Source organism: Trinickia sp. (assembly GCF_035492435.1).
GTDB lineage: Bacteria > Pseudomonadota > Gammaproteobacteria > Burkholderiales > Burkholderiaceae > Trinickia.
Genome location: NZ_DATJJF010000057.1, coordinates 1 through 13015, shown reverse-complemented (window position 1 = coordinate 13015; position 13015 = coordinate 1). Strand labels below are relative to the sequence as shown.

Here is a 13015-nt window from a genome sequence, read left to right as displayed (position 1 = left end):
GTCCCACGGACTTGCACAGCTCGCGACAACAACGTATCGGCGGCCGTGAGATCGCCGCGTGACAATGCGCGCAAGCCCTGCTGCTGAGCGATGTATCCGGGATCTCGCTCGAGCTCCTTGCGCGCTTCGATTGCAGCGTTGTTCTCCGCCAGCTTTTGCTCGAACTCGCTGTCGCCCGGCGCCATGCGCAGATAGGCGCGAAAAGATTCTGCGTAGGCCGGGTCCGCGCCGGCGGCTTGCAGCACGCGCCGCCAGTGATTCATTACGACCGTACGATCCATGTCGTCGCGAAGCGCGAGGCTCCAAACGATCCGGTTAGCTTCCCTACGCGTCTGGCTGCGCTGATTCAGCAGATCGGCCAGCGCGAGCGCCGCTTCCGTATCCGACGGGTCTTGCTGCGTGCGTCGTCGCAGCTCGTCGAGCGCTGTCACGCGTTTTTCCGGGACACCGGCCACGATCCGGTAATACTCGGCGCCGAGCGCCCCGCGAGGCGCGCCATGCGGGAACATGGCAAGCAGGCGCTGCGCCGCCTCCTGAGCGCGACCGGTACGCGCCAACAGCCGGATGGCTGCCAGTTCCTCGCGACCGTTCGTCAGCGCCCGGAACTCGTCTTCCGTCTGTAGTGTCGTAACGTCGCCCGGCGCGACCACCTTTAGGCGCGCGAGCAGCGCTTGCGCTTTGCGTGCATCGCCGAGTCTCAGCTGAATTCGCACTGCCTGGGCGAGCAGGTCTGGATCATCCGGCGCGATCAATAAGGCCTTCTCGATTGCTTGTGCGGCGAGATCGTCGCGATGCTTGGCAGCCCACATCCGCGCCGTCGCCGCAAGACGAGCCTGCGACGTCGACTCGGAGGCAGCGGCCTTCAACGGCGACACGTCCCCTCGAACGTCGTCAGGCCGATCCGGCGAAGGTGCCGCTGCGACCGCCGAACAAGCCCAAACGGCGCACGTGAGGCGCGGCGCCCAGGAGGCGGCAATCGCCAGACGGGCGAGACAGTTCAGTGCGCGGCGGCAGGACACGATATCCTCCACGCCGGCGCAAGCGTGCCATCGGCCATGAAGCGGTAGCGACCGTCGCGCCAGCCGAGGCCGAAAAGCGCAAGCACGCTCGTGTAATAGCCGGGCGGTGTTTGAGCATTGAGCGTCTCGACACGCGCAGCCTGAGCGCTGGCGAGCGCCACGCGGCCAAGCGTCGACAAAAACGGCACAACCGCGGCTGAAAACCCGGCATTGCCCAGGTTCGGCCCGGCTTTACCCGCCGCTGTATCAACCGTTTCAGGGGGACCGTGGCGCGTCTCGATAAAATCAGCGAAAGGCACGAAATGGTGGAGTAGGTCCTTCGCGTTGGCATTGCTGCTATCGAGCATCCCAAGCCAGAGATAAACGCGTATCGCGTCGTAGCTGCCTCGTGCATGGGTTTGTGCGTCGGGAGCGAAGCCATATCCAGCGCGGTACAGCGTCCAGTCCGGGGCGAACCCTTGCAGCGCACTTTGCTTGAGCATACGGACGGTGCTTGCCGCAAGTCGATCCCAGCGTGGATCGTCGGCAAGACGCGTAGCGATGCCATTGATCAGTTGCAGCGGCGTGTAGCTCGGGTTGAGACGCCATGTGTCCGGCGCGGGATGAAAGCCAGTAGGACCGGGCAGCAACGTCAGGCCATGCCCCTGCAGATTCGCCGCCTCTTCGTCCAGCATGCGTCTCCCAAGCCGAGCCCCCCGTGCTGTATAGCTTCGCGCGTGCCAAAGCGCACCCGCTTCAAGCAATGCATAGGCCATCCAAAGATCGGCATCCGCTGCTGCGTTGGCATCGAGTACCTCCCAGTTGCCGTTCGGCGCACGGCCCCAGAGCCACGCCGGCAAGCGGGCCGTCAGGTCCCCCTGAGCGAGGTTGTTTTCCGTCCAGTCCAAAATCGTGTCGAACGCCTCTCGATCGTTGGCCACCAGCGCGAAAAAAAGTGCGTACGCCTGGCCTTCCGAGACGGTTCGAACGTCCGCCGAGCCGACATCGATAACGCGCCCGTCGGCAGATATGAAATCGTGCTTGAACCGTTCCCACCCTGGCCATCCAACCGCGCAAGCCGCTAGGGGCACGAAAGGAGGTAAGAAGGCAACCGATGTGTTCGGCACCAACGTCGGCGAAGCGGGGCGGAGGGTGCTAGCCTCAGAAACTGGCACGACGCCAGGCGCTGCAACGGATGACACATCGGGTGCAGCATCGCTCGCCAGCGCCGGCACAGCAAATCCGCCAGTCGGCAACAGGCCGACGACGAACATCGCGAGCGCTCGACGAGGCCCGTTGCGCGACGATCGCCATCCCCCGTGGCTGCGCATCGTTCAGATTCCCCGCCGACGCTCTGCCAGCCCTCTCAGTGCCGTGAACACGCCCATCGCCACAAGCAGACCGGCAAGCACACCCAGTGCACCGAGCAGGATCGGATGACGCATGGCACGCCCCCAAATCTGGGCATACCAAGGGACATAGCTGACAACATAAGTGTCGCCGACTCGCATGCTTTCGATACGCCCGTCGCGCACGAGTGCGACATCCCCTTGCATCTGCGCGATGCTGCCAGGCGTTTCAAAAACGTCGAGCAGCTGCTGCAGGCGCTGCGGATCCGTACCCGTCAGCGCTACCACACTGAGGCCGAGGCTCCCGGGCCGCTCGAAACCGAGGACGGCCGCGAGCGAGCCGCTCTCGTCGAGATGGGCGCTGCCCTGCGATGACTTCGCATCGCCACGCCAAGATTCCCGCACCTGGAAGGCCGTCTTCGCAACCTGCCCGGCAGGCCTCGGTTCGATGGTCAGCGGCGCGGCCGCTTGCCAGCTGGAGGGCACGACGCCCGATCCGCTGTCGCCAATGACAAGGATGTCCTTCTTGTCCAGCCCATTTGCCTCGACACTGCGTGCGATTTGCACGCGCAACGCCGGAACGCCCGTCCATCGCCCCATATGCCCGAGCATCGTCAGCAACACCTCGATGTCTTCTGGCGTCGGCTGAGACGGAATCACGATCGCGGTATGCGAGAGATCGGCATAGCGCGTGAATGGAAATCCGCTGTTGGCGAAGTACGCGAGGTTCGGCATGCGCGCGTAGTGGACGAAATGCGAAAAGTCGATTGTCGAATCGGGATCCACCGCCGCGCGCGCGGGATTTTGAGCGACACCTTCGCACAATCCCGTCTTTTGCGAGCTCAGATTGAACGAGAGCTGCAGCTGATTGTCGCTGCCGACGCGAAACGCTGGTATGTCGAGCGCCTTCGTCGAGCTCACATCGGTGCCTAGGAAGAGCGGCAGTTGCAGTCGACCTCGCGCATCATCGGCAGTGGCTGGCGGCAAGCGAAACGAGCGTACCAACTCATTGTTGATGGCAACGGCCAGCGCGGAATCGTTCTGCACAGTAGGCGCCGTATAGCGGTACTTGAGATTGAGCGGCACGCCCTGCCCCGTCCACGAAAAAATGTCCGGCGGAACGCGCAGATTGAGGCGGATCGGATCCGGCTGACTGCCGCGCACCTGCAATTGGCCGGGATCGTTGACGATCTCTTTGAACGGAACAGGCCGGCCGATTGGCAGCCAGCGTGGAGCATCGTACGGCGCTCGAGGCGGCCCGATATCCACGCGCGCCACTTGCACCGATGACCCTGACATGGCAGCTTTGCCGAGCACGAGCGCATCGGCGGCCTGCTCGAGCTCCGCGGCATTGCGCCCCGTCACGACGAGAACCTTTTGGCTCGGCGAGGCTGGGCTGTCAAGAACGGCCAACGTCGGCCCGGCCACGCTCGGCAGATCCAGCGATGCCGGCAGTTGTGCCGAAGTCCCGACGACGATTGCGTTGCTGTCCGTCGGCAGTGCAGCAAGCACCGGGAAACGAGCCCGCCGATAGTCGGCAAGTGCACCAAACCACGATGCGAGCACGCCGGCGCTCTTCAGTGTCGCGTCGTCGACCGATGGCGGGAGCACAAACGGGAGCACAAGGCGTTGTGCGTCGCGCCGGTCGAAGAATGGCGCGGGCAATAACCCCAAGTCGTTGGTCAAATGGACCGGCACGGTGTCGAGCACGACCTCGCTCGTCGGGCTGATGTCCACCCAAAGCGCCGTATTCTCAGGGTCTTCGCAATGATCAACGGTGTAGTGCGCGATGAGCTGCAGGCCGATCTGGTTGTAGTCGGTAAAGAAGCGCGGATCGAGCGGGACTTCCTGCGTGACCAACTGCCCCGCGTGTCCGCGGTCGAAGGGCACGCTCGCCACTGCTTCGCCGTTGATCGATACCTTGAGGTGGGATAGCTCGAACACGAGCGCAGGAGAATACGTGTACCGCAGACGCAACCGGGCCGCTGTCACCACCCGATCGAGACGAACGCCGACATTGACGCTGCGAGCGTCATCCACGCCGCGCAAGCGCAGGGGCTGGTACGCGCCGAGCGCGGCGAAAGTGAGGTCAAGCGCGCTCGCCGCAGGCGCCGTTGCAGCGGGCGCCGGCGTCGATGCCGCTTCAATCACAGTGGCGTAAAGGGCGCCGATGAACGCCGCCAGCCATAGACAAAGCGATAGGATCAGGTTCATTGACGGCCCGGTGATACGGCGCGAGTCACCGCATCGCGGACGGACGCGTGCAGGTCCGCGACGGGCCTCTTAACCGACTCCAAAGAACCGCAAGCAAGCCCGGTTTCTTATTTATCGGATGAAATATTCTTCAAATTAGATATAGGACAAACTGGGTGGGAACGCCAACTCGAATAATTGCGAACCGAGGAACAATGCTAACCCTGGGATGGATCTATGCCAGGGGCATAACACAACCCCCACTTCCTTCTGCCGCCTGCATCCAACGAGCGAAGGACAGCCGTGCGTCACGACATCACCGCGCAAAGGCACGCAAGCAATGCAGAATTCTGTGACAGACTAGTTGCAATTGACGCAATCGATGGTGGCTAACCGATATGACCGGTTCCAACGATCTGCCTCCCCGCAATTCACTGCCCCGCAAGCGCAGCGGATGGCTACGCGGGCTGCACGCGCTAAAGCATTCACTCGACGGCATTCTCGTGACGTTGCGCCTGGAAAGTGCTTTTCGGCAGGAAGCTGCATGTGCGACGGTGCTGATCCCTGTCGCCGCACTGATGCCGGTCGAGCCGATCGAGCACATCGCGTTGATCAGTTCAGTGCTGCTCGTTTTGCTCGTCGAGTTGCTGAACTCCGCCATCGAGGCGACCATCGACCGGATCTCGCTCGAGCAGCATGAGCTTTCGCGTCGAGCCAAGGATTGCGGCAGTGCAGCAGTCATGATCGCGCTCATCATTTGCGCGATAGCGTGGGGCTTCATAGGTGGCCCTCTTCTCATGCAGTGGCTGCTGCGAGTGCTTTAACAAGATCAACAATTGTTTCAATTTTCTTTCAGCCGCGAAAAATTCGCGCCGTTTTTCTGTTGTCAATGTTTCAAAAAATTTGTGGGGACGGCGCCATTGTCTTTTTTCCGCACTTTTTTAGAAACACATTGCTTTCCATGAAATCGATTCGTACAATGCATTCCGACTGTTGTTACAAGATGTAACGCGTCCTAACCGTTGACTAAGCCACAGCTTGGCGATTGTGCAGGCGCAAAAAAGAAAGAAAGCGACACGGTATCAAATTACCGGAAACAACCAACGGGGCTTTGGAAGCGTGAGAAATGGACTACAGCAGGGAAACGCTGGACTCTATCCGCGAAATTAACCTTTCGTACATCATGCTCGCCCAGCGAATGCTGCGCGAGGACAAGGCCATTGGCATGTTCCGATTGGGGTTATCGACGGAGCTTGCCGATCTGCTTGCCGGGCTGTCGCTCGCCCAATGCGTGAAGCTGGCCTCATCGCCCCATCTCTTGTGCGCTTTTCGCTTCAACGACCATGCGATGCTGTCTGCACTGACTCAAACGGCAAAAAACGCAGAAGTCGCGGCCACGCACACGGCCATTCTTCTTGCAGGCCAGTCTGCCGAGCAGTTCGTGTAACAGGTACGCCATGTCTCAGAAGAAGAGTCTTACCGAGGACGCTCAAGAAGTCTTCCGCGCCATCGCGCTCATCGAGCTCGGCGCGCGCATGCAGGTGCTCGAAAGCGAACTGTCGCTATCGCGCGACCGCATGATTCGGCTTTACCGCGAGGTCAAAGGGGTGTCGCCTCCCAAAGGCATGCTGCCCTTCTCGGCGGACTGGTACATGACGTGGCTCGCCAACATTCATGCGTCGCTGTTTTACAACACCTATCTCTTCCTGAAGAACGAAGCGGGCTGCTCGCACCTGGATGCGCTGACGAAGGGTTACCGCCTCTACCTCGAGCACTGCAAATACGGTGATTGCGAGCCCGTGCTCGATCTCACACGAGCATGGACGCTCGTGCGTTTTTTTGACGCCGACATGCTGCAGCTGACGCCTTGCTGCCGCTGCGGCGGAAAGTTCATCGCACACAAACACGAATTGCAGCACAACGTCGTGTGCGGCGCTTGCCAGCCGCCATCGCGCGCCGGGAAAACTAGAAAGATGGCTGCGAGCAAGGCTGCTGCGGCCGAGGCCGCCGAGGTAGCGACTCCCCCTCGGGCGGCCTAAGCGAAGCATGGCCCGACACGGGGCCAATGATCGGTCGCCACAGCCCATTGCGCTCGAGACCAATGCCAAGCCACCGGCCTGTTACGCGGTTGAGCCGGGGGCCGGCGCCGACGCGATGTTCGCAAGTGCGGGCGTGCCACTCGGCGTTATCAGCATTTGCAAAGGGTTCGCGATTTCGATTCCGCGTGCCGTGAACATTTCAACAATGCGTCTGTTGTACTCGCGCTGCACAGCCCAGCGCGTCGTATCGCGGCATTGCATCTGGCCGGCGAGTGCCAACATCGCACCGTCCACCTGATCCACCCCCCAAAAACTGAAGTCGGCCAGGATGCCATCCTTGAAGCGCGAGTCTTCGCGCAATGACGCGCCGATCTCGTTGAGCGTCTGGATCGCCAGATCGACGTCCTGACCAAACGCGATGTTGACGCGCACCTGCGCATTGCCGAGCCCTCGGTTCGTATTGTTGACTGTCGTCACGGAACTGAAAGGTACGGTAAACAGCGAGCCGTCGGAGCCGCGCAGTCGCACCGTACGAATCGACAGGTACTCGACCGTGCCGGAGACGCCCGCAACGGTCACCCAATCTCCCACCTGCAACGCGTTTTCCATGAGCAAAAACATACCCGTGATGAAGTCCTGCACGAGTTTTTGCGAGCCAAAGCCAAGCGCCACACCGAAAATGCTAGCGCCCGCGAGCAAGGGGCCAATGTTGACGCCAATTTCACTCAAGCCCGTCAATCCCACCACGAGCGCAATGCTGACGAAAAGTGCCGTGCGAAACATCGGCAGCAGCGTGCGCAAGCGCGCGGCACGCATCAGGTCACCCGATGCCGTCCACTTGTGAAGTCGCCGCTCGATCGATACGTTCACGGCCTCCCAAACGACAATCGCCGCGGCACCCGCGATCCCCACCGTCGTGAGCGCCGATGCCAGGCGTGAGCCGATGCCTGTCGTGAAAAACGCCTGCCACGGACGAACACCCCACTCGGACAAAATCAGCACGAAAGCAATCAGCACAATGGCGATCGAAATGAGTCTGCGCAGCAGCGGGTAATAACGATATGCACGCTGCAACGCGATCGAATCCGCGTCGCCGTTCCGCAATCTGAAAATCCGCCCGAGCACACCGTCTGCCACGATTGCGACGATCCGTGCACCGATCAGTATGCCGATGGACCGCCCGCCATGATCGATCAGCACGTGGTATCCGTTGCGCACGTCAAGTGCCCAAACGAACCACAGTGCCATCACGGCAAATGCGACCATGAAGGCCCAGGCATCGGCGAACCAATGCCCGATGAACGCGAACGTGCGCGCGCGGCTGCTCCACTCGCGGATCCACTGCGCCACAGGCTGCCGAACACGCAGGATCAACAAGGCAACCATGAGATGCCCGATCAGTGTGACCGCCTTGACGATGCCCTGATGGGCTTCGACTGAAAGGCCGAGCGGGACTGGCGCCTCCGCGAATGCGATACCGGTGGCCACCACGGCGATCAGCCTCACCAGCCAACGCTCTACGAAGGTGGCTGTAGCGTCGGACATCGGCAACAGCCGAAGCTTCGGTGCGTCGGATGCGAACACCAATTCGCACGCCAACGCAGCCAGGCGCGCGATGGCGAATATCTGAATCAGCGCATCCAGCACCCGTTCCTCGGGGGTGCCGTCATCCGTCAGCACTGACATTGCGAGCACAGCAACGATCACCGAGACGGCAAGTGGAATGGCTTTCAGCAGTGTGTGAAACAGCGCGCGAGGCAGCCGCTGGAGCAGCGTCCAGTGGCGTCTCGCTTTGACGGCGTTGCGCTCGCTGCGGGTGCGTTCGGCATCGCGATCTCGGGGTGTGCTATCGCCCGCAGCGTTGGCCGCAGGGATTGACTCACGGGCTCCACCATTGCCTACGTCGGCAGCAGAACCGCAAGATGATCCATTTTCGCCCAGTGCCCCGATGCGCTTTCTTAGAGCACGGCCGACGAGCACGCCGATAAGCCAGGCCGGCAACAAAGTCGCGCACAGGGTGCCTGCAAGCTCACGCAGCCGCGCACGTCCCGTAGGGCTCGAAATTTCATGGTTCCACCAGGCACTGACCGAACGTATTTCGAGCAATGCCATGGCCGAACGCCGCACGCCCGCACCGACGTTACGCAGGCTCATCGCCGCTTGGCGTGAAACCTGAGAGATGAGGCCGTTCTCCGCGATGGCGGCCAAAACGGCGGATGCACCGCTCGCGGCGGCGGCGGCCGGCGTGCTGGTGCTGGTGCTGGCGCCGGTGGGCGGCGCACTCAATGCCCCGGCGGCCGCTATCGCCCTTAGGGTATCGGCGAGTTTCGCGCGCGCATTGGGATCGTCGAGCACCTCGAGCGCGTGCCGAGCCTGATCGGGCGTGAGAATGACCGGCGAGGGATTGGAGGCAGCAGCCGGCGCTAAGGCCGGCGACTGCGCGTAGACAATGGAACTGAGGAAGAAAAAGAATAACGCGACGTGGATCAATCTGCGCATAGAGAAAATTAGAGTCAGTACGAAAGACGACTGCGGAAAGCGGACCACGCCGCGTTTCTTCCGCCTGGCACCCGTGCGTTGCCGGGTGCCTTTGACACTGCGCTCTTGCGCAAACAGTTCAGACGACAGGGTGCAATGACGTGCGAGCGGCGTCAACCCGCCTTACCAAATCTCACATGCCAACGCTGTGCCATACGTCGCGTTCTGCCTGTGGCAAAGCGATGGGCATGTCACACGCGCAATGCCTTCTGCGCACGGGCGTTACGCTCACTCGAGCGCAGCCATTTCGCGTAGCAGTACCAACAGCATCGACAAACTGCCACCGCCGGATGCGCGTTGCTCGCTGAAGAACCGATCGTAGCGCTCGAGCGCCATCGCGCGTTTGTCGCGCCAGGCCTGCACGATCGCTGCGGCGCTGCCGCGGCGCCCGTCCTCTTCTTCGGCAAGCGCGTTTGCGGTGAGCGCCCGCTTGAGCCGCGCAATCTCCGCCAGTGCGGCGGCGCGTGCGAGCACGTCCCATTGCGTCTGCGTCGGCAATTCACTGGCACGCTCGGTGACGAAGCCGAAATTGAGCACGGTGCCAAGCGCGAAATAAACGCTTGCGACCTGCTCGAGCGGCTGGCCCGCCGTCGACGCGATGTCGGCGATATCGAGGACCGCCGCGGCAAAATTGCCGCTCGCAATGCGCATGGCAAGCTCACGGTCGACACCCGCCTCCTCAAGGGTGCGATGCCGCGCGTGCAGCGCTTGAAGATCGCTGTCAGGCAGCAGCTTTTCAAGCTCGGAGATCAGACGTTGCGCGGCATTGCGGCAACGGCCGATCAGTGCCGCCACGCTCTCTTGCGCACGCCCCCGAGTCTGCAACTGAAAGTGCCGCAAAAACCAGAGGGCGGTGTGCTCGACGAGCCTGGCGACATCGACGAACATGCGCGCCTGCACGTCATTGGTGACGCGATTGTCGAGCGCCTCTATCCTGCGCCAGATGCCTTCGACGTCAAACACATCATGCGCCATGATGCAAGCTCGGACGACCTCGCTCGCCTTGGCATCGGTCTCCTCCTGCATACGATGCACAAACGCGCACCCGACTCGATTCACGAGGGCATTGGCCAGATGCGTCGCGAGGATCTCCCGTCTCAATGGATGGCGCTCACTGGTCGAAGCGAATCTCGCTTGCAGTGGCTTGGGAAAATAAAAGTGCAGCCTGTCCGCGACGAGCCGATCCTCGGGCAAATCGGATTCGAGCACTTCGTCGTAGAGCCACATCTTGCTGTAGGCGACGAGCACTGCGCGCTCAGGCGAGGTGAGACCGGTTTGTGCGGCCTGCCGCTCGGCAATCTCCTCGTCGGTCGGCAAAAACTCGATCGCACGATTTAACCGCCCCGAGCGTTCAAGTGCATGCATGAGCCGCGCTTCCGGCTGCAGCAACTCCGCCGAGTAACGCTCTGCTATCGAAAGGGCCTGCGTTTGCTGGTAGTTGTCGCGCAACACCAACTGTGCGACTTCGTCGGTCATTTCCGCCAAGAGCGCGTTGCGTTGCTTTTCCGTCATTTCACCGTCGGCAACAACGAGGCCGAGCAAAATCTTGATATTGACCTCGTGATCCGAACAATCGACGCCACCAGAATTGTCGACCGCATCGGTATTGATCCGTCCGCCATTCTGCGCATATTCGATACGTCCGAGCTGTGTCACACCGAGATTGCCGCCTTCTGCCACAACCTTTGCGCGCAAATCGATCGCACTCACGCGTACACCATCGTTCGTGCGATCGCCGACTTGCGCGTGCGTCTCGCGCGCTGCCTTGACATAGGTGCCGATGCCGCCGTTGTAGAGCAGATCGACGGGCGCGAGCAGGATCGCGCGTATGAGTTCGTTGGGTGTCAGTGCGTCGGCCCGAACTCCCAGCGCATCCTGTACCGCGGTTGAGAGTGCGATCGACTTGGCGGTGCGCGGATAAACGCCACCTCCCGACGAAATACATGCAACGTCATAGTCTGCCCAGCTCGAACGCTCGAGTGCAAAAAGCCTTGCCCGCTCAGCGAAGCTCGTTTCGGCATCTGGAGTCGGATCCAGGAAGATGTGCCGATGGTCGAAGGCGGCAATGAGACGGATGTGGCGAGATAGCAGCATACCGTTGCCGAACACATCACCAGACATGTCGCCGATGCCGACGACGGTGAAATCCGTCGTCTGCGTATCGACGCTCATCTCACGGAAATGGCGCTTGACCGATTCCCATGCACCCCGCGCCGTGATGGCCATCTTCTTATGGTCGTAGCCGACGGAGCCGCCCGATGCGAAAGCATCGTCGAGCCAGAAGCCATACTCACGTGCAATGGCATTCGCGTAGTCCGAAAACGTCGCAGTGCCTTTATCCGCAGCGACTACGAGATAAGGATCGTCGCCATCGTGCCGCACGACTTCGCGTGGATGCACGACGGCACCACCGACGCGATTGTCGGTGATATCCAAGAGCCCCCGCAAAAACGTTTGGTAGCAAGCAACGCCTTCGCGCATGAACGCGTCGCGGTCCCCGGTGGACGGCGGGTTCTTGACGACAAATCCTCCTTTCGAACCGACCGGCACAATCACAACGTTTTTCACCATCTGCGCCTTCATGAGGCCCAGCACTTCGGTGCGAAAATCCTCTCGCCGATCCGACCATCGCAGTCCCCCGCGCGCAACCCGTCCACCGCGAAGATGAACGCCCTCGACGCGCGGCGAATAGACCCAGATTTCGAACATCGGCTTTGGATCAGGTAGACCCGGCACGCGCTGCGGATCGAGCTTGAACGACAAATAAGGCAGTGGCTGCCCGAACGCATCACGCTGAAAATAATTCGTGCGCACCGTCGCCATGATGACGCCGAGAAACTGCCTCAGAATGCGATCCTCATCGAGATTCGGCACTTGATCGAGCGCTTCCTCAATGCCGCGTTGCAGTGCCTCGCTGCACGCCGCACGCCGCGAATCGGCCGCAGGGTCGAAGCGCGCAATGAAGAGTTCCGCAAGATGGCGTGACAAAGCCGGATTGCCCGTGACGGCGCGCTCTATATATGTGTTGCTGAACATTGAGCCGACCTGTCTCAGGTACTTCGCATAGGCACGCAGAATCGCGACCTCGCGCGCATCCATCTGCGCAAGCAGCACCAGCCGGTTGAAATCGTCGTTCTCGATCTCGCCGTTCCATACGCGGTCAAACGCTTCTTCGAAGAGGGCCTTAACGCGCTCGATGTCGAACTCCACGTCATCCGCCAGCTCGAGACTGAAGTCATGCACCCACGCGCTCGCCAAGCCCTGTGGCTCGATCAGGTACGGTCGTTCCTCGCCGACACGCACGCCGAGATGCTCGAGCATCGGCAAGCTGCGTGAAAGCGCGATCGCGTCACCGACGCGATACACCTTGAAGCGAAACGCCCTCGCGGAGGCTTCGATCGGGCGGTACAGGTTCATCGAAAGCGCATCGCGCTCGCGCGCTGTCTCGATCAACTCGATGTCGCGCACGGCGGTACGTGCCGCATAGTCTTCGCGATAGCCGGCCGGAAACGAATCGCCATAGCGCTGCAGCAGCGCATTACCCTCTTCTTCGCCGAACCGATCGATCAGCGCATCGGCCAGATCGTCCTGCCAGCGGCGCGTGACTTGAATCAGGCGTGCCTCGAGATCATGGGCATCCACTCTCGGCAGCGCGCCGCGCGCCGTGCGAACAACGATGTGAATGCGGGCAAGGGGCGATTCCGACAGTAACGGCGTGAACTCGACGCCGGTGGCGTTAAAGGCTTCGGCCAACAGTTTTGCGATCCGGCGTCGCATGTCGGTGTTGTACTTCTCTCGCGCGACGAATACGAGGCATGAGACAAAACGCTCGAAGCGATCTCGCCTCACGAAGAGCCGCGTCCGCTGATGCTCTTGCAATCGCAAAATGCCGAGCGCA

The 13015-nt window shown here is 61.4% G+C and carries 8 protein-coding genes; 3 read left to right on the top strand and 5 right to left on the bottom strand.

Annotation, left to right across the window (positions count from 1 at the left end; all coding sequences use genetic code 11):
* The 3 genes from VL598_RS04825 to bcsB all read right to left on the bottom strand — a co-directional run.
* A partial coding sequence (locus VL598_RS04825; protein WP_325325558.1) for a tetratricopeptide repeat protein occupies positions 1–875 on the bottom strand: 875 nt, incomplete at its 3' end.
* A gap of 122 nt (positions 876–997) precedes the next feature.
* Complete coding sequence (gene bcsZ, locus VL598_RS04820) at positions 998–2272, bottom strand: cellulose synthase complex periplasmic endoglucanase BcsZ (protein WP_325325557.1); 1275 nt, start codon at positions 2270–2272, stop codon at positions 998–1000.
* 60 nt (positions 2273–2332) lie between these two features.
* Positions 2333–4561, bottom strand: a complete 2229-nt coding sequence (gene bcsB / locus VL598_RS04815) for a cellulose biosynthesis cyclic di-GMP-binding regulatory protein BcsB (protein ID WP_325325556.1) — start codon at positions 4559–4561, stop codon at positions 2333–2335.
* A gap of 377 nt (positions 4562–4938) precedes the next feature.
* Between bcsB and VL598_RS04810 the strand changes: the two genes are divergently transcribed.
* From VL598_RS04810 to flhC, 3 genes are all read left to right on the top strand, one after another.
* A complete protein-coding gene (locus tag VL598_RS04810) occupies positions 4939–5364 on the top strand; it encodes a diacylglycerol kinase (protein ID WP_325325555.1) in 426 nt (141 codons plus the stop codon).
* Positions 5365–5666: 302 nt separating this feature from the next.
* Complete coding sequence (gene flhD, locus VL598_RS04805) at positions 5667–5987, top strand: flagellar transcriptional regulator FlhD (protein WP_325325554.1); 321 nt, start codon at positions 5667–5669, stop codon at positions 5985–5987.
* Positions 5988–5997: 10 nt separating this feature from the next.
* Entirely contained in the window at positions 5998–6579 is a 582-nt protein-coding gene (flhC, locus tag VL598_RS04800) for a flagellar transcriptional regulator FlhC (protein ID WP_325325553.1), read from the top strand.
* An 81-nt stretch (positions 6580–6660) separates the two neighbouring features.
* Here flhC and VL598_RS04795 read toward each other — a convergent pair whose 3' ends face one another.
* Together VL598_RS04795 and VL598_RS04790 are read right to left on the bottom strand one after the other, a co-directional pair.
* Positions 6661–9078, bottom strand: coding sequence for a mechanosensitive ion channel family protein (locus VL598_RS04795; protein ID WP_325325552.1), 2418 nt, complete (start codon positions 9076–9078; stop codon positions 6661–6663).
* 267 nt (positions 9079–9345) lie between these two features.
* Positions 9346–13015 (bottom strand): NAD-glutamate dehydrogenase (locus VL598_RS04790; RefSeq protein WP_325325551.1); only part of this gene is annotated, 3670 nt, incomplete at its 5' end.

What these genes read in the sequence shown, in the direction of transcription:
- bcsZ (WP_325325557.1), bottom strand. Translation starts at nt 2,272, where the DNA reads ATGTTCGTCGTCGGCCTGTTGCCGACTGGCGGATTTGCTGTGCCGGCG.
- bcsB (WP_325325556.1), bottom strand. Translation starts at nt 4,561, where the DNA reads ATGAACCTGATCCTATCGCTTTGTCTATGGCTGGCGGCGTTCATCGGC.
- VL598_RS04810 (WP_325325555.1), top strand. Translation starts at nt 4,939, where the DNA reads ATGACCGGTTCCAACGATCTGCCTCCCCGCAATTCACTGCCCCGCAAG.
- flhD (WP_325325554.1), top strand. Translation starts at nt 5,667, where the DNA reads ATGGACTACAGCAGGGAAACGCTGGACTCTATCCGCGAAATTAACCTT.
- flhC (WP_325325553.1), top strand. Translation starts at nt 5,998, where the DNA reads ATGTCTCAGAAGAAGAGTCTTACCGAGGACGCTCAAGAAGTCTTCCGC.
- VL598_RS04795 (WP_325325552.1), bottom strand. Translation starts at nt 9,078, where the DNA reads ATGCGCAGATTGATCCACGTCGCGTTATTCTTTTTCTTCCTCAGTTCC.